Genomic DNA, 24,946 nt, shown 5'->3' on the forward strand with positions numbered 1-24,946 from the left:
GCGGGCGCTGGGTGTGGGGGGGTGGGGGGGGCGGGTGGCCCCCCCCCCTGCACCCCCCCCCCCCCCCCCCCCCCCCCCCCCCCCCCCCGCGCCCACCTCGGGTCACGTCATCGCGACCAGGGTCCGCCGCGTACCCGTGAACGGTTCGCGCCCGTGCGCCATCAGCATGTTGTTGATCACCATGATGTCGCCCGGCTGCCACGGGAACGCGTAACTGACCTTGTCGTACGTCGCCTTGATCGTGTCCAGGTCGCCCTGCGGGATCGGCGAGCCGTCCGCGAAGAACGCGTGCCGGGGCAGGTCCTCCTCGGGGTACAGCTCCAGCAGCGCCTCGCTGACCTCCTCACCCAGGCTCGACACGTGGAACAGGTTGGCCTGGTTGAACCACACCGTCGCGCCGGTGTGCGGTTCCTCCACAAAGGACGGACGCACGTGCCGCGTGCGCAGGCCCTCGTCGGTCCACTCGTAGGTCTGCCCGTTGGCGGCGCAGTAGTCCGCCACCGCCTGGCGGTCGTCGGTCTGGAACGCCTCCTGCCAGGTCAGCCCGAGTCCTTCGCGGAACGCCCGTGCGTAGGTGACGCCGCCCGCGAACCGTTCACGCAGGTCCTCCGGCAGCAGCCGGTACATCGCGCGGCTGTCGGCGATCGGCGTCGCGCCGCCGGTTTCGGCCGCCGTGTCGCACAGGAAGAACAGGCGATCGGGCCAGTGCGCCGAGTACGAGTTCTCGTTGTGCATCGGGATCGACTCGGCGGGCGGGTACTCCGTCGAGGTGTAGATGTTGCCCGAGACCGCCGACCGCGGCGTCGACCGTTCCGTGTAAGTCAGCAGCGAGCCGCCGATCTCCTCGGTGACCTGGTTGAACACCGTCAGATCGGCGGGCATCCCGCGCAGCAGGATCGCGCCGTGCTCGCGCAGCCGGTCCTGCAGCAGTTCGCGATGCGCGCGCACCCAGTCCAGGCCCGTGGCCGCGTACACGGTGAGCTTCGTGTGTTCGTTGCCCTCAATGTGACCGAGGTTCGCCGCGAGTTCGGCGGTCATGATTCCTCCAGTTCGAATCGGATCAGCTTGGCGGCCTCGGCGTGCAGCGCGGCGAGGTCTTCGGTGTCGGCGAACCCCGCGGCGAGCACGTTCACCGCGTAGATCTCCTGGTCGTCGGTGAGCAGCTGGCCGGGGCGCACGATCGTGACGACATCCAGGACCTCGGGCAGGTCGGCGACCTCGTCGGTGCCGTCGACGCGGACCAGCCGCCCGGTGCCCTCGGCGTAGAAGATCAGGTAGCCCACGGGCACCGGCAGGCCCGTGCCTCGCGCGGGCGGTGGCGTGCCCAGGGCCAGCGACACGGCCTCAGCGATGACGTCGATGCCTGTCGCGAGCTTCAGCAGCACCGGCTGGGCGCCGCCGGCCGGGCGGCCCGCGTTCACCTCGACGATCGTCGGGCCCAGCTCGGCGTCGTCGATCAGCTCCAGGTGAGCGCAAGTGTTGTCCAGGCCCAGCGCGAGCGCGGCGGCCGTCGCCGCCGCGAGCACCCGTCCGGTGTCCTTTTCGGACAGTTCGAGCGGCGGGCAGACCATGCCCAGCTCGAACTTGCGCTCGTCGATCAGCGGCTTCTCCACCACGGCCACCGGCTCTGCCACGCAGTCGCGCACCAGGACGTCGACCGCGTACTCCGGCCCACGCAACAGGCCTTCCACGAGGAACACCTTGAGCGGGTCGATCGACCCGACGAGCCGGTGGTACCGGGCGTCCTCGGACAGCGGCAACCGCTCGGCCAGCAGCCGGTACGCCGCCGCCAGTTCGTCCACAGTGGACACGGTGCGCACGAGATTGCTCGCCGCGCCGTTCACCGGCTTGATGATCGCCGGGAGGCCGACCGCCGAAGCCACCGACGCCGCCTCGGCGGCCGACGAGATCAGCGCGCAGCGCGGCCCAGGCAATCCGGCCGCGGCCAGCGCCTGCCGGACCGCGAACTTGTTGTGCGTCACGGTGAACACCGACGCCGGGCAGCGCGCGACGCCGAGCAGCTCGGCCGCACGCGCGACGCTCGCGATGATCCCCTCGGCGGCGGTCACCACCCCGGCCGGGCGCGCGGTCCGCGCCCGGATCGCCTCGGCGACGGCTTCGGCGTCACGGACGTCGTCGACGAAAACGAAGCCGTCCACGACTTCCGTCAGTTGTGCCTGCTCGGCCGGCTCCAGGGGCTGCGTGACCAGCTCGGCCCCGAGTCCAGCCGCGCGTACGGCGGCCACGAAGTCGGCGATCCACTGCCCGGTGGTCTCGCAGACCACGAACGCGGTGTTCACACTTCCTCCAGTTCCAGCCGGACGAGCTTGCTCGCCTCCGCGTGCAGGGCGGCGAGGTCGTCGTGATCGGCGAACCCGGCCACGACGAGGTTGACCGCATAGATCTCCTGTTCGTCTGTGAGCACCTGTCCCGGCGAGACGGTGGTGACGACGTCGATCACCTCGGGCAGTTCGACGATCTCGTCGAGCCCGCCGATACCGGTCAACCGGCCCGAGCCGGCCGCGTAGAGGATCAGCATGCCCAGCGGGATCGGCAATTTCGCGGGTTCCCGCACCGGCGGCGGAGCGCCGACCGCGAGCGCCGCCAGCTCGGCGAACACGTCGACTCCGGTCCGCAGCTTCGCCAGCAGCGGCATGATCGACCCGGCGGGCCTGCCCGCGTTGACCTCGACGATCGTCGGGCCGCGATCGACGTCGTCGATCAGCTCGACGTGGGCGCAGGTGTTGTCGAGACCCAGCGCGCGAACGGCGGCGACCGCCGCCGCGGTGACCAGTTCGGCCCGGTCCGCGGTGAGCCCGGCGGGCGGGCACGACAGCGCCAGCTCGAACTTCCGCTCGTCGATCAGCGGCTTGTCGAGGATCTCGACCGGCTCGGCCACCCCGTCACGGATCAGCACGTCCACCGCGTACTCCGGGCCGGACAGCAACCCTTCGACGAGGAACGTCTTCGAAGGGTCCAGTGTCCCTAGTGGACGGTGATAGCGCGGATCCGCGGACTCCGGCAGCCGCGCGGCCAACAGTTCATACGCGGTCGCCAGTTCGTCCACTGTGGACACGGTGCGGACGAGGTTGCTACCCGCCCCGTTGACCGGTTTGACGATCGCCGGGAGCCCCACCGCCGAAGCGACGGACGCCGCCTCGGCGGCCGACGAGATCAGGGCATGCGCGGGCCCGGGCAGCCCGGCCGCGGCGAGAGCCTCCCGGACCGCGAACTTGTTCGCGCACAAGGCGAACGCCGACGCCGGGCAGCGTGCCACGCCGAGCAGCTCCGCGGCGCTGGCGGTGCTCGCGATGGCGCCGTCCGAGCCGGTGAAGATACCGGCCAACGCGCCGCCGGCGATCTCCCGGACCTTCGCCGCGACGGCCTCCGGATCGTGGACGTCGTCGAGCGCGACGACGTCGTCCACCACGCCGTCCAGCGCGGCCCGCTCGGCCTCGTCCATCGGTGGGGCGAGCAGCACCACGCGGTGACCGGCCGCCCGCATCGACGGCGCGACCTCGCCGACCCAATGCCCGCGGGCCTCCCTGACCAGCACTGCCGTACTCATGCGGCTTCCTTCCCGGCGAGCTTGCGCTCCCGTTCCTGTGCTCCCACCAGGTCGTCGGGCAGCGAATCGGGCACCTCGGTGTCGAACCGGCGCAGCCGCCGCAGCGAGAACCCGCCCACGTTGATCAGCAGCAGGATCAGCGCGAAGACCACGTAGGCGAGCCCGATGCCCCGGGTCTCTCCAGTGCCGAGCACGGCACCGACCGACCCGGTCAGCGCACCGCCCGGCGCCAGCAGCGGCGAGAACCAGCCGACGGCCAGCGGCGCAAGCACGGCGAACCCGATCGGCAGCGTCGACCACGTGATCGTCTGGTTGATCGCGAACACCCGGCCGTGGAACCGCTGCGGCACCTTGACCTGTACCAGCGTCGCGTAGATGCCCTGCGACACGGACATCGCGGCGGCCAGGAGGAACACCCCGGCCGCGACGACGATCAGCGACGGCCGCAGGCCCATCATGAGGCTGCCGAGCGCGATCCCGATGTTGCCCGCGAGCACGCCGACCATCCGCCGGTGCCGCGGGCCGCCCCACAGCGCCATCCCGATCCCACCGGCCACCGCGCCAACGGCCTCGGCCAGCGCCACCTGCGCGACGTCGGTGACCGAGCCGAACGACAGCACGAGCGGCGAAACCAGCACGAGCGCGGGCGCGAGGAAGACGTTCGCCAGCGCGAAGTACAGCAGCATCGTGCGGAAACCGCGGTGGTTCCACGAATACCGCAGCCCGCCCGCGATCGCCGTCAGCAGCGGTTCGCGCGGACGCCAGCCCATCATGTCCGGGAACCGCACCAGCAGCAGGCCCACGATCGCGAACACGTAGCTCGCCATGTCCAGGATCAGGATGCCGGACAGCTGGATCGTCGCCAGCAGCCCGGCCGCGAGCACCGGCATCAGCAGCTGGGCGAAACCGGTGGACAGCTGCGCGAGGCCCATCGCGTGCCCGAGGTACTGCTTCGGCACCAGCTGCGCCACTGACGATTGGTAGGCGATGCGCTGGAACGAAGAGGCCACCGACCCGAGCGGGATCAACACGTAGAACAACCACAGCTGAACGTGCCCGGTGATCAGCAGCAACGCCAGTATCAGCTGGATCCCGCCGGCGACGCCGCTGGCCGCGATCATGATCCGCCGCCGGTCGCCGCGGTCGACCAGTGCGCCCGCCACCGGGAGGACGAGCACGCCGAACAGCAGCGCGAGCGCCCACAGCAGCCCGAGGTCGGCGACCGAGCCCGTGCGGGTGTAGAGCCAGATCGGCACCGCGAACGACGTCAGCGCCGAACCGGTCGAGGACACCAGCTGCCCGACCGTGATCGTGACGAACCGGGCCATGCTCGGCTTCACCAAGGGCTTCTCGTCCACAGTGGATCGATGGGTTTCGTGCACCGCCCAGGCCGCGTCTTGGCCGCGGACCCGGACGTCGAGCTCGCCGGGATCGTCCAGCGCCGGGTGCACGCGCGTGACGATCTCCGCGAGTTCTTCGGCCCGGTAGCGCAGGAAGAAGTGCCCGGCCTGGTCGAGCACCACGAGCGCGGTGGTGTCGGTGAGGAACTCCCATTCCCGGTAGCGCTCGGCGTAGTAGTCGGTGACCGGGTCTTCGGAGCCGACCACCGACACGATCGGCGCGCGCAGTTTGGCCACGCGCGCGTCGAGCAGGCCGCTGAAGTACTCCTCGGCGGCGCGGCTGTCGGCGCGCATGTTCGTGATGATCCGATCGGCCTGCGCCGGGTCGAGGTCGTCGGTGTCGACGCCCATGCCCTTGAGCCAGTTCGAGTAGTACCGGTTGCTGCGCAGCTTCTCCAGCCGGGTGCGCAGCGTGCCCACCGCGCCCTTCATCCGGGCGAACGGGAAGATCGCGCCGATGTAGACGACCTCCAGCTCGCGGCCGCGCTCTTCGAGCAGCCGGGCGACGGCGACGGCGAGCGCGTTGCCGACACCGCAGTGGCCGTAGATGGCCAGCGGGCCGTCGACGCGGTCGAGGATCTCGTCGGCCAGCCGCTCGACCAGATCGTCGAAGGGCACGGCCTCTTCGGACAGTCCGACATCGTGGCCGGGGATGGCGACCGAGTAGAGCGAGTAGCCCTCCGGGAGCGCGTCGGCCAGCGGCTGATAGACGATCGCGCTTCCGCCACCGTAAGGGAAGCAGACGTAGGTCAGCGTTCGCTGCGTCGTCGGTTTGGTCAGCTCGTACAGCAGATGGCGCGGCCGGTCGGCGGCGTCACCGTCCATAAAGGACGCCAGCTCGCGGATCGTGCGGTGCTGGAACAGGTCCATGACGCCGACCTGCCCGGCGTCCGCCTTGCCGATCCGCGCCACCACCTGGGTGGCCAGCATCGAGTGGCCGCCGAGGTCGAAGAAGTCGTCGTCGACGCCCAGCTCGTCCACTTTGAGCACGTCCCGCCAGATCTCCGCGAGCAGGGTCTCGACCGGGGTCGACGGTGCGACCAGCTCCTTGGTCGCGTCACGGGACGCGACCGGAGCGGGCAGCGCCTTGCGGTCGAGCTTGCCGTTCGGGGTGAGCGGCAGCTCGTCGAGCGCGACGAACGACGGCGGGACCATGTAGTCCGGGAGGCTCTGCTTGAGCGCCGTCCGCAGCGTGCCGGGCTCGGCGTCGCCGACGAGATACCCGACCAGCCGCTTGTCCCCCGGCGTGTCCTCGCGGACGATCACGGCGGCGTCGCGCACCCCCGGCTGGGCGCGCAAGGTCGTCTCGATCTCTCCCAGCTCGATGCGGAGGCCGCGCAGTTTGACCTGGTGGTCGATCCGGCCGAGGAACGCGATCGTCCCGTCCGGGCGCCAGTGCGCGAGGTCGCCGGTGCGGTACATCCGTCCACTGTGGAACGGGTCGGGCACGAACCGCTCGGCCGTCAGTTCCGGACGATTGTGATATCCCAAGGCCAGGCCGACGCCGGCGATGTGCAGTTCGCCGGGCACGCCGACCGGGCAGGGCCGCCCGGCACGGTCGAGGACGTAGATCCGGATGTTCTGGATCGGCGCCCCGATCGGCACCGACGCGACCTCGGCGAGCGCGGCGGGTGTGCAGTGCCACGCGGTGACGTCGATGGCGGCTTCGGTCGGGCCGTAGAGGTTGTGCAGCTCGCAGTCCGGCAGCCGCCGGACGAATTCGCGGGCCGCGTCGAGCGGCAGTTCCTCACCGCTGCACACGACCCGCCGCAATGCCGTGCAGGACTCGACGCCTTGCTCGGCAAGGAAGAGCGTGAGCATCGACGGCACGAAATGCGCGGTGGTGACGCCTTCGGTCGCGAGCAGCTCACGCAGGTACGCGGCGTCCTTGTGCCCGCCGGGTTCGGCGAGCACGAGCCGTGCGCCGGTGATCAGCGGCCAGAAGAACTCCCAGACCGACACGTCGAAGCCGGCCGGGGTCTTCTGCAGCACCGAATCGGTGCCGTCGAGGCGGTACGCGCGCTGCATCCAGTCGAGCCGGTTGACGATGCCGCGATGACCGTTGGGCACGCCTTTCGGCTGGCCCGTCGAGCCCGAGGTGTAGATGACGTAAGCCGGATCTTCCGGTCCCGCAAGCGGCTCGGGTGGCCCCGCGGTCTCGGGGAGGTCGGCAGGGTCGTCTACGACAACGACGGTCGCGTCACCCGGCGGCAGCGTTTCGCGCAACGCCGCTTGCGTCAGCACGACGGGCGCGGCCGCGTCCCGCAGCATGAACGCCAGCCGGTCGGCCGGATACTCCGGGTCGAGCGGGACGTACGCGCCACCGGCTTTCAGCACGCCGAGGAGCGCGACGACCAGCTCGAACGACCGCTCCGCGAACACACCGGTGAGCACGCCCGGCCCGACGCCGAGCCCACGCAGCCGGTGCGCGAGCCGGTTGGCCCGCTCGTCCAGCTCGCGGTAGGTCAGCGACGCGCCGCGGAAGGTCACCGCGGGCGCGTCCGGCGTCCGGGCGGCCTGCTCCTCGACGAGCGCGTGCAGCGTGGTCTGCGGGAACTCGGCGGTCGTGGCGTTCCATTGCTCCAGGACGAGTTCGCGCTGCCCGGCGTCGAGGATGTCCAATTCAGACAGTCGACGATCCGGGCCGTCGACGATCGAGCGCAGCAGCGTGACCAGCCGCCCGGCCATCCCGGCGACCGTGTCCGCGGTGAACAGCGCGGTGTTGTGCACGAACTTGCCGATCAGCCCGCGTTCGACCTCGATCGCGTGGAACTCGAAGTCGAACCGGGTCGCGGGCAGGTCCATCGGCAGCCAGCGGAAGTCCACAGCGGACTCCCCTGCCGCGCCCATCCGGCCCATCTCGTAGTTCTGCAGCACGAACATCGCCTGGAACACCGGCGAGCGGCTGACGTCACGGGGCACGCCGAGCGCGTTCACCAGCCGCTCGAACGGGACGTCGGCGTGCTCGAACGCGTCCAGCACGTGCCGACGGGTGCGTTCGAGCAGCTCGGCGAACGTCGGGTCGCCTTCGAGCTGGGCACGCAGGGGCAGCATGTTGATGAACATGCCCGCCACGCCTTCCAGTTCGGGCAGGCCGCGCCCGGCCGAGGACGAGCCGATCGCGAAGTCCTCCTGGCCCGAGTACCGCGCCAGCAGCACCTGGTAGGCGGCGAGCAGGGTCATGAAGAGCGTGACGCCGTGCTCGCGGCTCAGCTCGCCGAGGGCGCGGGCGAGCTCACGCTCGACGAAGAACTCGTGGATCGCGCCGTCGAAGCTCTGCTTGGCGGGGCGGGGCCGGTCGGTGGGCAGCTCCAGGGGCTCGACCCCGGCGAGCTGCGCCTTCCAGTGCTCCAGCTGCCGGTCGAGTTCGCCACCGGTGAGTGTGCGGCGCTGCCAGTGCGCGAAGTCGCCGTACCCGATGCTCAGCGCGGGCAGCTCGGCCGTGCCGCCGGTACTCAAGGCGTGGTACTGCGCGGCGAGGTCACGCAGCAGCAGGTCGACCGACCAGCCGTCGCCCACGATGTGGTGCGTACACAGGACAAGCAGGTGTTCCTCGTCGGACACCCGGGCCAGAGTCGCCCGGAGCAGCGGACCCGTGGCCAGATCGAACGTCTCGGCCGCGGCGGCGTCGACGACGGCACGGGCCGCTTCCTCGCTTCCGGCATCCACAATGGACAGAGTGACCGTGACCGAAGGTTCGATGTGGACGGTCGGCTGCCCGTCTTCCCCGGCCGGGAACCGCATCCGCAGCGCCTCGTGCCGCACCGGCAAGGTGTCCAAAGCGGACTGAAGCGCGGCGACGTCGAGCCTGCCGGTCAGCCGGATCGGCACCGGGATGTGGTACGACCCGGTGCCCGGGGCGAACTGCTCCATGAACCAGACGCGCTCCTGCTGATAGGACAGCGGGACAACGGCGTCGGCGGGGCGCGGCGTGATGGTCGCGGCCGGCTCCGTGCGCCGTCGCAGCCGCTGTTCGAGCAGCGCGCGGCGCGCGGCCGCGCTGGTTTCGTCGATCGCGGTCATGAGAGCTCACCTTCGGCCAGCTGGCGCTGGACCTCTTCGTCACTGAGCTGGTCGAGGTCCTCGGAGAGCCGCCGCTCGATCTCGGCGGCGAGCCCGGCGACGGTGGTGAGGGTGAACAGTCCTCGCACCGGGATGTCGACCTCGATCTGCTTGCGGAGCCGGGCCATCGCGCGGATCGCCAGCAGCGAGTTGCCGCCACGGGCGAAGAAGTCGTCGTGCGCGCCGAGGTCGTCGACGCCGAGCAGCTCGCCGAGCACTTCGGCGACCAGCTCTTCGGCCGCGGTCCGGGGCGCGACGTACTCCGGCGCCTCGCCGGGTTCGGGATCCGGCAACGCGGCCCGGTCGAGCTTGCCGCTGGCCGCCATCGGCAGCGCGTCGAGCGTCACGAACCTGGTCGGCACCAGGTAGTCCGGCAACGTCTTCCGCAGGGCATCGGCCGCCCCCTCGGTGCTGCCGACGACATAGCCGACGAGCGTGTCGCCGCGGACCGCCACGGCCGCGTCCCGCACCTCCGGCAGCTCGCGCAGCGCCGCTTCGACCTCGCCGGGCTCGATGCGATAGCCGCGCAGCTTCACCTGCTCGTCGATGCGGCCGAGGTAGTCGAGCGTGCCGCCGCGGCGCCAGCGGACGAGGTCGCCGGTCGCGTACATCCGGCCGTGCGGCCCTTCGGCGAACTTCGAGGCGGTCAGGTCCGGCAGCCCGAGGTAGCCGCGGGCGAGCTGCGACCCGGCGACGTACAACTCGCCCGGGACGCCCGGCGGCACCGGCTGACGCCGCTCGTCGAGGACGTACACGCGGGTGCCGGGCACCGGACGGCCGATCGGGACCGGGCCGGACGGCAGCTCGTCCCCGGGTTCGATCCGGTGCACGACGCAGCCGACCGTGGCTTCGGTCGGGCCGTACTCGTTGACGACCAGTACACCGGGGTGCCGCTCCCGCCACGGCTGAACGGCTTCGGCGGTCAGCGCTTCGCCGCCGAGCACCAGCTCACCCGTCGGGAACAGCTTCTCGGCGAGGACGGCGAGGTGCGTCGGGGTCGCCTTGACGAACGTCGGGCGGCTGTCGACCACCGCGCCGCCGGCGGTGAGGGTGCCGAGCAGCGTCGTCACGGTGAGGTCGAACGACGCCGACGTGTGCAGCAAAGCCCGTCCGGCCAGACCGGGGTACGCCTCGCGTGCCCAGGCCAGGTACGTGTCGACGGCCCGGTGCTCGACCTCGACGCCCTTGGGCCGCCCGGTCGAGCCCGACGTGTAGATCACATAGGCGACGTCGCCCGGCCCGGCCGCCGGTTCCGGGTCCTCGGTGGACGCGGCTGACCATTCGGCCGGGTCGTCCAGTGCCAGCATCTTGGTGTCCAAAGTGGACTCGCCGGTGACCAGTACGAACGGAACACCCGCGTCGGCGAGGATCAGCGTCTGCCGCGGGGCCGGGTTGTCCGGGTCGAGCGGGACGTAGGCCGCGCCGCTCTTCAACACCCCCAGCACGCCGATCAGCAGGTCCGCCGAGTTCGGCACACACACGCCGACGACGGTGCCGGGTCCCGCGCCCAGCTCACGCAGCCGGTGGGCGACGCGGTTGGCCCGCGCGTTCAGTTCGGCATACGTCAGGCGAACCCCGCCGAAGTCGACGGCAAGCGCCTCCGGGGTCTGCCGCACCTGGGTTTCGAATTGCGCGGGCACGGTGTCCGAAGTGGACACTTCCGGCCCGGTGTTCCATCCGGTCAGGACCAGCTCACGCTCAGCGTTCGACAGCAGCGGCAGATCCGCAACCGACTGAGCCGGATCGGCCAGTGCCGCGGTCAGCAACCGCAAGTACCGCTCGGCCACGGCTTCGGCGGTCTCGCGGTCGAACAGGTCGGTGCGGTAGACGAGCCTGCCGTCCACGGCGGTCAGGTCGATCGCGATGTCGTCCTTCGCGGTGGCCGAACGGACGGGCTCCAGCCCCGAGTCGGGCAGGAAGTTGAACCCGAGCTGATACACCGCCTGCACACCGGGATCGCGCTCGGCGACGGCCGCCTCGGCGACCACCTGGAACGGCACCTGGCTGTGGTCGATCGCCTCCAGCAGCGTGGTCCGGACCCGGCCGACCAGCTCGGTGAACGCGGGCGCGCCCGAGCAGTCGATACGCACGGCCATCTGGTTGACGAACATGCCGATCAGGTCGGCCAGCTCGGGCAGTTCGCGGCCGGCGACCGGGACGCCGACGACGACGTCGTCCACTCTGGACAATCGTGAAAGGAGCGCCGCATAACCGGCCAGCAGCACCATGAACGGCGACGCCGAGAGCTCGCGGCCCAGCTCGCCGACCCGGTCGATCAGCCCGTCCGGGAGAGCGAAGTCCACCTGGTCACCGGCGAACGTCAGCTCCGACGGCCGCGGCCGGTCGGTGGGCAGGCCGTGTACCGGGGGCAGCCCGTCGAGCTGCTTCCGCCAGTAGTCCAGCTGTTCGCTCGACGTTTCGAGCTGCCCACGCTGCCAGGCCGAGTAGTCCGGGTACTGGATCGCCAGCTCGGGCAGCTTCGGCTCGCGGCCCTCGAACACTGCGTCGCACGCTTCGCCCAGCTCGGACCCCAGCACCAGTACCGAACCGGCGTCGAACACGGTGTGGTGCACGACGAACGTGAGCACCCACTCGTCGTCGGCCATGCGGCACACCTGGGCCCGCCACGGCGGCGGCGAGTCGAGCGGGATGGCCTCTCGCGAAACGGCGCCGACGAGTTCGGCGAGCCGGTCAGCGCGGGCGTCGGCGGGCAGGTCCCGCAGGTCGTGCACGTCGGGCTCGATCGGCACCTCGGCGTGGACCACCTGCATGAGCGCTCCGCCGTCCATGCGGAACGACGTGCGCAGCGCCTCGTGCCGCCCGACGATGACGCCGAGCGCGGTGCGCCACTGCGCCGCGGTCAGCGGACGGTCCAGCCGGGCCTGGCAGTGCAGGTTGTACACCGGGGACGCCGGGTCGAGCTGGCCGGACAGCCAGATCCGCTCCTGGCCGAACGAGGCCGGGAACGTCCATTCCTTCGTGTCGCTCATGATTTCCTGTTCTGGGGTAAGTCGGTGGGCGGCGCGGGTAAGGCGTGGGTCCCGTGGGTCGTGGGGGGGGGGGGGGGGGGGGGGGGGGGGGCGACCCCCCCCACCCCCCCCCCCCCCCCCCCCCCCCCCCCCCCCCCCCCCCCCCCGGGGCCCCCCCTCGCCCCGGATCCGTCCACAGGTTCAGCGTTCGAGCTTGGGGATGGTGGTCCGGGCGGGTTCGGCCGTCGTCTCGGCCTTGTCGGCGCGCAGCTCCTCGATCCGCTCGACCAGAGTGGCCACTGTGGACGCTTCGAACAGCGTCTTCATCGCCAGCCGCGTGCCGGTGGCCTTGCGCACCTGGGCGATGAGCTGGATGGCCACCAGCGAGTTGCCGCCGAGGGCGAAGAAGTCGTCGTGCACGCCGATCTTCTCCACGCCGAGCAGCTCGGTCCACTGGCGGGCGATCTCGGCCTCCAGGTCGGTGCGCGGAGCGACGTAGTCGTCCTCCGACACCGTCACCGCCGCCTCGTCGGGTTCGTCCAGCTCCTCGACGCTGACCTGATGCTCGATCAGCTCCCGCACCGGCAGGGTGGTGATCACCACCTGCCCGCCGAGGCCGGGGGCCAGCGCTCGGACGAACGCCTCGGCGCCATCCACGGGCCGGATCCCGGTCGACGTCGATGCAGTCTCCACAGTGGACAAGGCAGGCGCAGAAGTCAGGCCACCGCCCACGGCGTCCTGATCCACTTGGCGCAGCACGAAGTCCTCGATCGTGACGAGCACGCGGCCGGTGTCGTCGCACAGCGAGAGGTCGGCCGCCACCACCTGGTCGCCGCCGGAGTCGCGGTAGCGCAGGTGGCTGCGGAAACTCGCCGGGAGCGCGTCGTGCACGACGATCCGGCCGTAGCTCATCGGCAGGTAGGTGCCGCTCCCCCGGCCGCGGCCGAACGCCGTCGCGACGTCCAGCAGTGCCGGGTGCAGCCCCCATGTGCCGACGTCACCCGCCGCCGCGTCGGGAGCCGTGATCGTGGCCAGCTCCTCCTGGGCGCCGATGCGGTGTTCGCGCAGCGCCGCCCACCGCGGGCCGAAGGTGACCATGCTGGTGCGGCCGGTGCCGAAACCGTGCCCGTCGTCGATCGGCTCGGTCCGCCCGGTCACCGCGTCGATGTCCACAGTGGACCCCGACCCGGCCGCGACCCACCCGGCGGATCCGCGCACGTGTGTCCGGCTCGCGCCGGCGATGTGGCTGGTCACGGTGAACTCGTCGCCGTCGAACTCCACGCGGTACTCCGCGGTGGCGCCGTCCGGGACGCCGAACGGCTCCAGGAACGCGACGTCCCGCAGCTCGACGACGTGCCCGTCCCCGGGTTTCGGCAGCGCCGCGGCCACTGCCGCGCGGACGGTCTCCAGATGTCCCGTGCCCGGGACCACCGGCACCCCGGCGATCCGGTGCTCGTCGAGCAGCCAGTGCGTGGCCGCCGAGACGAGCCCGTGCGCGCCGTCTTCAGTGCGTGTGGTGAGCACAGGGTGCTCGACCGGGCCGAGCGACCGCGACCGGGCGGTGCGGATCGTGGTCGGCGCGGCCACCTCCGCGGCCATACCGACCTCGTCCCAACCACCCCACGCGTGCGAGACGAGCCGCGCCCGCCAGCCGTGGTTTCCCCGCGCATAGGCGTCGAGGAAGTTGTTGGCGGCGCAGTAATCGACCTGTCCGATGCCGCCGGCCACCGCGGTGATCGACGAGCACAGTGCGACGAAGTCCATCGGCAGGTCGGCGAACGCCTCGGCCAGAGCCAGCGTTCCGGCGATCTTCGGGGCCAACACGGCCTCGGCCGCGGCCCGCTCCTTCACCTCGGCGACGCCGCCGCCGGGCATCCCGGCGGCGTGCACGATCCCGTCGAGGCCGCCGAACTCGCGCTCGGCCAGCTCACGCACCTCGCGCAGGCGTGCCGCGTCGGTGACGTCGGCGGCGACGACGTGCACCACCGCGCCCGCGGCCTCCATCCGCCGCACGGCGAGCATCGTGCGCCCGGCGCGGTCGGTGCCGCCGTGCGCGGCGAGGTGCGCGTCCCACTCCGCCCGCGGCGGCAGCCCCGCGCGGGCGAGCAGAACGAGCTTCGCCCGCACCCGGCGGGCGAGGTCCTCGGCGAGCGTGATGCCGATGCCGCCGGTCCCTCCCGTGATCAGGTACCGCCCGCCGTCCCGCAGCACCGGCTCGGTGCTCGCGGGCAGTTCGAGCTGGGTGTAGTCCAGCACCCAGCGACGGCCGGAACGCAGCGCGACCTCGGCCGCCGCGTCGGCCGGGCGGAACAGCTCGGCGACGGCGTCCTGGAGCAAATCCACATCAATCCGGCGCACCACCGTGCCCGCGACCTCCAGCGGCACGACACGGGCGATGCCCGCGAGGGTCGCGTGCTCGGGACGGGTCAGATCGGTGCCGGTGACGTCGGCGGTACCGGTGCTCACCACGTCGATCCGCACCGGCTCGCCCCAGGCCTGGACGAGGTTGAGCAGGCTGAAGAATCCGTGATCCTGGGCGGCCATGCCGCGCTCGTCCCCGGCCAGCGTCCAAGCGTGCACGACCCGCTCGGGCCGGGCGGGCAACGCGGCCACGAGTGCGTCGTAGTCCTCGCGCACTCCGGGCCGGACGGTGAATCCGGTCTCCGTCGCGGCGAACCCGTCACCAGGACGCACCTCGGTGACCGTCACACCCGCTTCGCGCAGCAGGCCGGACAGGACGTCGTCGGTGGTGAAGACGAGCGCGTTCGCGAAGGGCTCACGTCTCAGGTCCGGTTCCGCCTGGCGCCAGACCGGGACCGCGAACCACTCGGACAGGGGCAGCGGACCGCTCCGCCGCGCGGGCTGGGCGGCCGTGATCGGGTCCGGGTCGACCCAGTACCGCTTGCGCGCGTACGGGTAGCCGGGCAGCGGTACCCGGTGGCCGGGCGCGCCGAACATCCGTGCCTGGAGGGAAACCCCGTTCGTCCACAAGAGACCGGCCGCGCCGTACAACGTTTCGACGTCGCCGATGCGCTCGTTACGGCCCGGCAGGCTCGGCTGCGGCGCGGGCATCCCCTTCGGAACCTGACCGCGGGCCAGGCCGGAAAGCTGATGCCCCGGTCCGCATTCGACGAGCGCCCAGCGGCCGCCGCGCGCGAACAGGTTCTTGACGCTGTCGCCGAACCGGACGGCCTGGCGCAGGTGGGAGGCCCAGTACGCGGGGTCGGTGGCCTGAGCGTCGGTGATCCAGTCACCCGTGACGTTCGACAGGAACGGCAGCGTGGGCGCCGTGCGGGTGACGGCGGCGACGGCCTCGGTGAACTCGGCGAGGATCGGGTCCATCATCGGCGAGTGGAACGCGTGCGAGGTCACCAGCTCGCGGCACTGCACACCGCTGGCCTTGAGCGTCGCCGCGAAATCCGCAACCGCGTCGGACGGCCCGGCCACGACGCACGTGCCGGGCCCGTTCACCCCGGCGATCGCGAGAGTGTCCGGCAGCCGTGCGGCGACGCTCCCCTCGTCGAGCTGGACGGCCAGCATCGCCCCGGCGGGCATCGATTGCATCAGGCGGCCGCGCGTGGCGACCAGGTTCAGCGCGTCCGGCAGGGTGAAGACCCCGGCGACGGTCGCGGCGACGTACTCGCCGACCGAGTGACCGATCATCGCCGCAGGCCGCACGCCCCAGCTCAGCCACAGCTTCGCCAGCGCGTACTCGACGACGAACAACGCGGGCTGGGTCACGCGGGTTTCCCGCAGCGCCTGCTCGCCACCGGCCCGGAAGATCAGGTCACGCAGCTCCGGCAGCTCGGCTTCGAGCAGTCGCAGGCACTCGTCGACGGCCGCGGCGAACACCGGTTCGGCCTCGTACAGCTCGGCGCCCATCCCGGCGTACTGGGAACCCTGGCCGGGGAAGAGGAACGCCACGTTCGTCTCCCCGGCCTGTGCGGACACCAGGCGCCGGGGATCCCGCAGCCCGTCGACCGCGTCCTCCGCGTCACGGGCGACGACGACCGCGCGGTGCGGGTACTCGGTGCGCCCGGCGGCCAGTGTGTGGGCCACGTCGGCGAGATCGAGGTCGACGTCCTCGGCCAGCCGCTCGGCCAGCCGGTCCACCGCGGCCGTGAGCGCTTCCGCGGTGTTGGCCGACACCCGCAGCAGATGCGCCGGGTGAGACGTCCGGGACCGCAGCGGGACCGGCGCCTCCTCCAGCACGACGTGCGCGTTGGTCCCGCCGACACCGAACGAGCTGACGCCCGCCCGCCTCGGCGCCTGGCCCGCCTCCCACTTCGTCACCTCGCGCGCCGGGAAGAACGGGCTCGCCGGGAAGTCGATACCCGGGTTGGGTTCGTGGTAGTTGATGGTCGGCGGGATCAGCCCGTGCTCCATGACGAGCACGGCCTTGATCAGCGAGACCACGCCCGCCGCCTGCGACAGGTGGCCGATATTGGACTTCACCGAGCCGATCGCGCACCAGCCGGTGTCCTCGGCGCCGTTTCCGTACACAGTGGACAGTGCGGTGATCTCCATCGGGTCGCCCAGCGCGGTGCCGGTGCCGTGCGCCTCGACGTAGCCGATGGTGCGCGGGTCGACACCGGCCATGCCGACGGCCTGCGCGATCGCCTCGGTCTGCCCGGACACGCTGGGCGCGGAGAAGCCGACCTTGGTGGCGCCGTCGTTGTTGATCGCGTTGCCCAGCACGACACCCCGGATGTGGTCGCCGTCCTCGATCGCCTGCGACAGCCGCTTCACCAGCACGACCCCGGCGCCGCTGCTCCAGACCGTGCCGTTGGCGCCGGCGTCGAACGCGCGCACGTGGCCGTCCGGCGAGGTGAAGCCGTCGACGCCCATGTAGCCGATGCCGTGCGGCATCTCCAGATTGACGCCACCGGCCAGCGCCATGTCGCATTCGCCGTTGCGCAGCGCCTCGCAGGCCAGGTGCACCGCGACCAGCGACGTCGAGCAGGCGGTGAACACCGCGAGGCTCGGGCCGCGCAGGTCGAGCTTGTACGACACCGAGGTCGTCAGGTAGCTCGGCTGGTTGCCGGTCGAGATGCCGATACCGCCGTGCTGCGAAGCGAGGATCCGCTCGTTGCGCAGCAGGTTCTCCTTCAGGTAGCCGGTGCCCCCTGACCCGCCGTAGACGCCGATCGCGCCGTCGAAACGGGCCGGGTCGTAGCCCGCGTCGGTCAGCGCGGCGTGGCACGACTGAAGGAAAAGCCGATGCTGCGGGTCGGTGATCTCGGCCTCGCGGCTGGTCATACCGAACAGTTCGGCGTCGAACTCGTCGAAGCCGTCGACCACGGCGGTGGCGTTCACCCAGCTCGGATCGTCCACAGTGGCCTCGTCCGCGCCGCGGGCGATCATCTCCTCGCGGGTGGCGGGGACGATCGACTCGACGCCGTCGACGAGGTTGCGCCAGAACTGCCGCGCGTCACGCGCGCCGGGCACGCGAACGTCGAGTCCGACGATCGCGATCGGTTCGGCTCCGGGATCGCCGGTGCCGGTTTCGGGGAGGTGGGTCACGGTGGTGCTCCTATCAGGGGCCGGCCGGGCCGGCGGTGCGACGGGGTCTTCTGGTCTGGATGCGGCCGCGGCGGGCGGCGACGCGTTCGGCGGCGCGGGCCAGCTCCGGGACGGCGGCGCCGCCGGAGTGCAGGTGCGCGGCGAGGGCGCGGACGGTGGGATGGCTGAACAGGTCGACCAACGGGATCCGGCGGCCGAGCCGGGCGGTGACCTGCGCGTGCACCCTGGTCAGGGCGAGCGAATTCCCGCCGACGTCGAAGAAGTTGTCGGTGTGCCCGACTTCGGCGACACCGAGGACGTCGCACCAGGCACGAGCGATCACGGCTTCGGTCGCGGCGGCCGCCGCGAGGTCCGCGGCCACCGACGGCGGCCGTGCCCGGGCGCGGGTCATCGCGGCGGGTACGGCGGTGCGGACGCCTGCCCGCGGCAGCTCCGGCACGCTCGTCCCGACCGGCGCGTCCGGCGCCGCGGCCAGCGCACCGAGCAGCGCGACGTAGTCCTCGGCGAGCCCGGCCATCCTGGCGTGGTCGAACAGATCCGGGTTGTAGAGCAGTTCGACGCCGTCGTCGTGGACGTACACCGTGAGGTCGAACGGCGACCCCGGCTTGTCGACCGGCAGCCAGGCCGAGGCCACACCGGCCAGGTCCAGCCGCGGCTCGGTGAAGTTCAGGACGTTGAACATCACCTGCACGAGCGGGGCATGCGCGGGGTCGCGGGGCACGCCGAGCGTCTCGACGAGCCGCTCGACCGGTGCGGCCGGATGCGCGGTCGCGGCGAGAAGTTCCGCACCGCCGTCGCGGACGTGCGTCGCGAAGTCCGCGGTGTCGTCCGCACGCAGCCGAACCGGCACGATGTCCACGAAGAACCCCGCGACCTCTTGGCATTCGGCGAGCTGCCGGTCCGCGACGACCGTGGCGACCAGATGGTCGGTCGCGCCGGTGAGCCGCCGCAGCAGCTGGCCGAACGCGGCGAGCAGCACCCCGGCGCGCGTCGTGCCGGTGCGGGCGGCCAGCGCCCGGACCGACTCGGCGGCACCGTCCGGAAAGGACTGACGCAGGCTCGCGCCCCGGTACGTCTGCACGGCCGGGCGCGGCCGGTCGCGCGGAAGGTCCACTGTGGTCGGTGCACCGGCGAGATGTCCGGTCCACCAGGCGACATCGACGGCCTCCCGCCGTTCGTCGCGTCCTGCCCGCCACACCGCGTAGTCCGCATAGGACGCCACCGGCGGCGGCAGCGGCTCGCCCCGGTAAGCGGCCGACAGGTCGGCGCAAAGCAGCTCTTGCGACCAGCCGTCGAACACTGCGTGATGCAGCGTGAAGCCGAGTACGTGCTCCGTCTCGCCGAGCCTGTAGAGCCGCACGCGCCAGGGAGCCTCGCGGTCGAGATGTAGTGGCGTCGCGGCGTCGGCGGCCAGCCGGGCCCGCAGACCGTCCTCGGTCACCGGCGCCAACGGAAGCGGAACATCCGACGGCGGCAGGAGATCCGCCAGCGGCGCGCCGTCGACGGCCCGGATCCGCCAGCGGAGCACGTCGTGCCGCTCGGCGACCGCGCGCAAGGCGTGGCGCAGCGCGTCGACGTCCAGCGCGCCGGACAGCCGGAACGCCATCGCGATGTTGTACGGCGCGGCGTCCGGGGCGAGCTGGTCGAGGAACCACAGCCGCCGCTGCTGCGGGGACAGCGCGGGCGCGTGCCCGGTGGTCAGCCCCGGCCCGGTCAGCGGCGGCGCCGCCGCGACCCGCCGGGTGAGCCCGTCGAGCGTGCCGACGGCGAGGACGTCCTCCGTGGCGACGTCCGCGGCCAGCTCCGAGCGCAGCGCCGCGACCAGGCGCATCGCGGCGATCGAATTCCCGCCCGAGGCCAGGAAGTCCGTCCCCGCGCCGTCACCGAGCACACGCCGCCAGAGGGCCGCGACCGCGCGTTCGGCCGGGGTGCTGAGCGGGCCGAGGTCCTCCCGTTCTCCCGCCAGCACCTCTTCGGCCAGGTCGCGCAACGCGGGCCGGTCGATCTTGCCGGTGACCGGGTTGACCGGCAGACGGTCCAGCACCCGGACAGCCGCCGGGCGCATCGCCGCGGTGAGCCGGTCCTGCCCCAGTGCGTCCACATCGGACGGTGCGGACGCCGGTGCCAGGAAGGCGACCAGCCGAGTGCCCGCCTGCCCGGGGACGGCGACCACGGCGGCGGCGTCGACGTCCGGGTGGGTCGTGAGCGCGGCCTCCACCTCGCCCAGCTCGATCCGCTGGCCGCGGACCTTCACCTGCCGGTCGGCGCGGCCGGCGAACTCGAGACGGCCGTCGGGCAGCTCACGGGCCAGGTCGCCGGTGCGGTAGAGCCGCTCTCCCGGCGTCATCGGGTCGTCGACGAACTTCGCGGCGGTCAGCTCCGGGCTGCCGAGGTAGCCACGCGCGACACCCGGGCCGCCGATGAGCAGCTCGCCGGTCTCGCCGGGCACGACCGGCCGTAGCTCGGCGTCCACGACGTACGCCCGGTGGTTCGGCGTCGGCCGTCCGAGCGGCAGCGGGTCGGTGGGGATGCCGGTGACCTCGTCGGTGACGACCACGACGGTGGTCTCGGTCGGGCCGTAGGCGTTGAAGAACCGGCGGCCCGGCAGCCAGCGCGCGGCGAGTTCCGCGGGCACCGGCTCACCACCGCAGGCGATGACGCGCCAGCCGGGAACGGCCGCGGGGTCCACCATGGACAGCAGCGTCGGCGTGACGAAGCCCCATTCGACGTCGTGCTCGACGAGGAACCGCCGCAGCCGTTCGGGGTCGGCCCGGTCGGCGGCGCCGGCGAGCTGGACCGATCCGCCGTGCGCCAGCGGGACGAACACGTCCATGGTGAAGGCGTCGAAGGCGGGCGAGGCGATGCCGAGCGCCCGGGCGCCGGGCCGGATCCCGAGGGCGGCGGCGAACCCGGTGACGAACGCGACCACGTTGCGGTGGCTGGTCAGGACGCCCTTGGGGCGGCCGGTGGAGCCGGAGGTGTAGAGGAGGTGGACGAGGTCGTCCGGCCCGGCGGGGCACTCGACAGACCCGTCCGCGGGCGGGGGCACGTCGAGAGCCTCGATGCCTTCCGTGGCCCCGAATTCGGCCTTCGCGCGGTCGCCGACGACAAGGGAGATCCCGGCGTCCGCGGCGATTTCGGCCAGCCGCGCCTTCGGGCCGCCGGGTTCGAGCGGCACGTAAGCGGACCCGGACAGCAACACGCCCACGACGGTCGAGATCAGCTCCGGCCGCCGGTCCGCACAGACGCCGACGCGGGTTCCGGGCCCGGCACCCCGGGCCCGCAGCAGCCGGGCGACGCCGGCCGCCGACGCGACCAGTTCGCGGTAGTTGAGCCGGGTGTCACCCTGCCGGACCGCGACGGCGTCCGGAGTGCGCGCGGCCTGGTCAAGGATCAGCCCGGTGATCGTGGTGTCCGGATAGGACAGTGGCGGGCCATGGCCTCCCACGACGGGCAAGGTGTCGGTCACCGAGGGGTCTCCTGGTCGGTCGTGTGGTGAGGCGGTGGGTCGATCCAGTACCGGTCTCGCTGGAACGGATGACCCGGCAAGGGGACGCGGCCGGGATCGCCGTCCGCCACCCATTCGATCTCGCCGCCTCCGGCCCAGTGGGCAGCCAGGTCTCGCTCCGCCCCCGCCGGGCCCTCGACGTCGGTTCCGTTCGCCAGCAACGCATCGAACGCGGCCACCGCCGCCTCGGCCGAATCCGCCACCACGGCGGCCCGGCACGCGAACGCCCGCCGGATCGAAAGCGTGTACGCCACGTCCCCGAGGTCCGGCGCGTCCGTGGCGAGCCGCTCACGCAGCCGGGAAACCGTCTCGCGCAAAGCTTTCGCGTCACGCGCGGACACCGGCAGGACGAACGGACCGCTCGCCGCCTGTCGTGGCGGGACGGCAGGGGCCTCCTCGACGATCATGTGCACGTTCGTGCCGCCCATGCCGAACGAGCTGACTCCGGCCACTCGCCGCTCGCGGGCGGGCCAGTCGGTGGCCTTCGCCGGGACGTACCAGGGGCCGCCCGCCAGGTCGACCTCCGGGTGCGGGGCCGTGAAGTGCAGGTTCGGCGGGATGACGCCGTGCCGCACGGACAACACGGCCTTGATCAGCCCGGCGATCCCAGCCGCGGCGTCGAGGTGCCCGATGTTCGTCTTCACCGAGCCCAGCGCACACGTTTCCGGCGGCATGTCCCGATAGACGCGGTTGAGCGCGGCCACCTCGATCGCGTCACCCAGCGGGGTGCCGCTGCCGTGGGCTTCGAGCAGCGCGACCTCGTCCGGGGCGACCTCCGCGACGGCCAGCGCCTCGGCCACCGCGGCCGCCTGCCCGGCAGGTCCCGGCACGGCGTAACCCGCGCGATCCGGGCCGTCGTTCGTGATCGCCCAGCCTGGCAGCACGGCGTAGACATGGTCGCGGTCGGCAACGGCGTCCGCCAGCCGCCGCAGCACGACCACCCCGGCGCCCGAGCCGAACCCGGCACCCGCCGCGGCGGTGTCGAACGCGCGGCATCGGCCGTCCGGCGAGACGAGCCCGCCACCGCGGTACCGCGGCCACGTCACGCTCACCCCGCCGGCCAGCGCGACGTCGCACCGGTAGTCCGCGAGGCTCTGCGCGGCCAGCGCCACCGCCGCGAGCGAGCTGGAGCACGCGCTCTGCACGGCCAAGGCCGGCCCGGTCAGCCCGAGCCGGTAAGCGACCTGGCCGGGCAGGTGGTCGGTGAGCTGGCGGCCGGTGAGCCGCCCCTCCCAGTCGTCCGGGTCGACGTCGCCGGTCACCGCCGGGTTGCCGAACAGGTGGAACAGGAAATAGCGGTTCACCGAGGCGGCCGTGAACACCCCGACCGGCCCGGCCTCGGCGGCGGGATCGCGTCCCGCGTCCTCGAGTGCCTGCCACGCCGTTTCGAGGAACAGCCGGTGCTGCGGGTCGGTCCGCGCGGCCTCCTCGGCGGTGAACCCGAAGAACCCGGCGTCGAACTCCTCGATACCTTCGATCCGGCCACCGGCTCGTACGTACGCCGGGTCGGCACGCAGGCCCGGCCCGATGCCCAGCACCGCCAGCTCGTCGTCGGTGTAGTCGTGAATCGAATCGACGCCCGCGCAGAGGTTCCACCAGAACGAGGCGGCGTCCGGCGCGCCGGGGAACCGGCAGGCCAGCCCGACGACGGCGATGAGATCCCCGGCCTGCTCCTCCGCGGCGACCGGCGGCGGAGTGTCCGAAGTGGACTCCGTGAACCAGGCGGCCTGCCCGGCGATCGTCGTGCGCTCGAACAGGTCGAGCAGCGGGACGTCCACGCCGAACTCGTCGGCCAGCCGCGCCTGCACGCGGCCGAGCCGCAGCGAGTCGCCACCGGCGTCGAAGAACGCCTCGGTGCGCCCGACCCGGTCACGGCCCAGCACCGCGCACCAGATCCGGTGCACGCGTTCCTCGTCCGGGGTCAGCCGCTCGGCCGGGACGGTCGCCGCCGCCCGCGGGTCCGGCAGGGCCAGTTCGTCGAGTTTTCCGGTGACTGTCAGAGGAAAACCATCCAGCACCGCGATGGCCACGGGTACCGAGTAGCCGGGCAGCACGTCCGCCAGCGCGGCCCGCAGCACCCGGCCGTCCGGACGCGGGCCTGTCGCGGTCACGTAGGCGAGCAGGTCGCCGTCGCGCACGATCGCGCGGGCTTCGGCCACGCCGGGCTGTTCGGCGAGCCGGGCTTCGATCTCGGCCGGCTCCACGCGGAAGCCGCGGACCTTGACCTGCCGGTCGAGCCTGCCGAGGCAGACGAGGTTGCCGTCCGGCAGCAATGTGGCGAGGTCACCGGTCCGGTACCGACGGCCGCCGTCGTCCGTCACCCCGAACGCCGGGCTCGGCTGGTCGAGGTAGCCGTCGACGAGGTGCCGCCCGCGCACTTCGAGTTCGCCGCTGTCCAGCACGGTGAGCGTGAACCCGGGCAGCGCGCGCCCGATCGGCAGCGGCCCGTCGGCGTCCGGGCCCAGCTCGGCGGCGGTCGTCCGGTAGTGCGCGGCGAACGTCACCTCGGTGGCGCCGTAACCGTTGACGAACACGCACTCCGGCGCGAACCGGCCACGGCGGACGTCGGCGTGGGTCGCCTGCTCACCGCCGAGCAGCACGGTCCGCACGGACGGAAGGCCGGTCTCGCCGAGGACGTCCAGCAGATGCCGGTAGACCGTGGGCGTCGAGTGGTAGACGGTCGCCTCGTGCCGGGCCAGCTCGCGCGCGGCGTGGGCGAGGCCGTGGGCGCGCAGGTCGACCGGCACCAGCGCGGCGCCGCTGAGCAGTGCCGGGTAGAGGTCCGGGATCGCCGCGTCGAAGCCGAACGACGCGAGCAGGCTGAGCCGGTCGGCCGCGGTGATGCCGAGCGCGGCGATCTGGTTGTCGACGACGTGCAGGAGGTTGCGGTGGGTCTGCGCGACGGCCTTCGGCCTGCCGGTGGACCCGGAGGTGAACAGCACGTACGCCGGGCTGTCCGGATCGACTTCGGGCACCGGGAGCGGCGCGGTCTCCGTGCCCGACCGCACGAGCCGCGCGGATCCGTTGCGGCACAAGGACTCCGCCAGCTCGACGTACTCGGGATCCGCGAGTACGGCGGTCACCCGCGCGGTCGCGAGCTGGTACTCGAGACGCTCCCTGGGGAAGCTGGGATCCAGCGGGACGTAGGTGCAGCCCGCGGCGAGGGTGCCGAGGATCGCCGCGATCGCGGAGCCGCCGTGCCCGGTGACGAGCCCGACCCGCTCCCCCTGCCGGACACCGGCGTCGCGCAACCGCAGCGCGCGGCCGCCCGCGAGCCCGGCGAGTAGGGCGTAAGTGAGCCCGTTGCCGTGCTCGAAGACCGCGATCCGGTCAGGCGTTTGCCGGGCATGGACGTCGAATCGGCCGACGCAGCCGGCTGGTGTCATCGGGCGTCGAGCAGTCGCTCCGAGGTTTTTCGGGCGCGCGACAACAACGGCGTGGACTTCATCTTGCTCCCCAGTGACCATTCAGGTGAAGAATCACGCAAGGTTAAGACGCGCCGCCGCGCCGAGGAATACGAATTCCGTCGATTTGGTTCGAATGGCCTACAGATCTTGGACCATCCGCCGCAGTTACCCACGTCTTACGCCCGAATCCGCCGCCCGGACGGCACTTCGCGACTGACATTCGACCACCATCGACACTCGGTTGACTACGCTGTGTAATGTGTCAGATATTAACCGACACTGTGCCGCGAAATATGTTTACGAGCAAAGTGGTGGACAATTTTCCACAATCGATTCAGGAGCCCATCCTGGAACCCTGCGCGGGGGTTCGTGCGTGGCGTTTAACCGGAGCCGAAGGCTCCTTTCGCTGCATTAGACCTGGATCCACCGATGTTTGTGGTGAGTTGATCGTGTCGTAGGCGCGCAGATGCCCTCTGACTTGGGACGATTGGTCTTGCGACAGAACAATT

At 72.0% G+C, this 24,946-nt stretch carries 8 protein-coding genes; all 8 read right to left on the reverse strand.

The window, feature by feature from the left end; genetic code table 11:
* Positions 1-102: 102 nt before the first annotated feature.
* The gene (locus tag ACIRGA_RS31225; RefSeq protein WP_400947714.1) at positions 103-1,038 is read right to left on the reverse strand and encodes a TauD/TfdA family dioxygenase; all 936 of its coding nucleotides are present in this window, start codon (positions 1,036-1,038) and stop codon (positions 103-105) included.
* Positions 1,035-2,300, reverse strand: a complete 1,266-nt coding sequence (locus tag ACIRGA_RS31230) for an ATP-grasp domain-containing protein (protein WP_400947717.1) — start codon at positions 2,298-2,300, stop codon at positions 1,035-1,037. Before ACIRGA_RS31230 ends, ACIRGA_RS31225 begins: the two co-directional genes overlap by 4 nt.
* The gene (locus tag ACIRGA_RS31235; RefSeq protein ID WP_400947720.1) at positions 2,297-3,568 is read right to left on the reverse strand and encodes an ATP-grasp domain-containing protein; all 1,272 of its coding nucleotides are present in this window, start codon (positions 3,566-3,568) and stop codon (positions 2,297-2,299) included. The genes ACIRGA_RS31230 and ACIRGA_RS31235 overlap by 4 nt, the downstream gene beginning before the upstream one ends.
* On the reverse strand, positions 3,565-8,991 hold the full coding sequence (locus ACIRGA_RS31240) for an amino acid adenylation domain-containing protein (RefSeq protein WP_400947722.1): 5,427 nt from the start codon (positions 8,989-8,991) through the stop codon (positions 3,565-3,567). The genes ACIRGA_RS31235 and ACIRGA_RS31240 overlap by 4 nt, the downstream gene beginning before the upstream one ends.
* Positions 8,988-12,020: an amino acid adenylation domain-containing protein gene (locus tag ACIRGA_RS31245; protein ID WP_400947725.1), complete on the reverse strand. Its 3,033-nt coding sequence runs from the start codon at positions 12,018-12,020 to the stop codon at positions 8,988-8,990. The genes ACIRGA_RS31240 and ACIRGA_RS31245 overlap by 4 nt, the downstream gene beginning before the upstream one ends.
* A 180-nt stretch (positions 12,021-12,200) precedes the next feature.
* Entirely contained in the window at positions 12,201-17,522 is a 5,322-nt protein-coding gene (locus ACIRGA_RS31250; RefSeq protein WP_400947727.1) for an SDR family NAD(P)-dependent oxidoreductase, read from the reverse strand.
* A 13-nt stretch (positions 17,523-17,535) separates the two neighbouring features.
* Positions 17,536-20,991, reverse strand: coding sequence for an amino acid adenylation domain-containing protein (locus tag ACIRGA_RS31255; protein ID WP_400947729.1), 3,456 nt, complete (start codon positions 20,989-20,991; stop codon positions 17,536-17,538).
* The gene (locus ACIRGA_RS31260) at positions 20,988-24,416 is read right to left on the reverse strand and encodes a beta-ketoacyl synthase N-terminal-like domain-containing protein (protein WP_400947731.1); all 3,429 of its coding nucleotides are present in this window, start codon (positions 24,414-24,416) and stop codon (positions 20,988-20,990) included. Before ACIRGA_RS31260 ends, ACIRGA_RS31255 begins: the two co-directional genes overlap by 4 nt.
* Positions 24,417-24,946 lie beyond the last annotated feature (530 nt).

Origin of the sequence: Amycolatopsis sp. NPDC102389 (genome assembly GCF_044765885.1) — a bacterium.
Classification (GTDB): Bacteria; Actinomycetota; Actinomycetes; order Mycobacteriales; family Pseudonocardiaceae; genus Amycolatopsis.

Bases quoted from the DNA above. Each gene is read 5' to 3' on its own strand.
- ACIRGA_RS31225 (WP_400947714.1), bottom strand. From the start codon at position 1,038: ATGACCGCCGAACTCGCGGCGAACCTCGGTCACATTGAGGGCAACGAA.
- ACIRGA_RS31235 (WP_400947720.1), bottom strand. From the start codon at position 3,568: ATGAGTACGGCAGTGCTGGTCAGGGAGGCCCGCGGGCATTGGGTCGGC.
- ACIRGA_RS31240 (WP_400947722.1), bottom strand. From the start codon at position 8,991: ATGACCGCGATCGACGAAACCAGCGCGGCCGCGCGCCGCGCGCTGCTC.
- ACIRGA_RS31245 (WP_400947725.1), bottom strand. From the start codon at position 12,020: ATGAGCGACACGAAGGAATGGACGTTCCCGGCCTCGTTCGGCCAGGAG.
- ACIRGA_RS31260 (WP_400947731.1), bottom strand. From the start codon at position 24,416: ATGACACCAGCCGGCTGCGTCGGCCGATTCGACGTCCATGCCCGGCAA.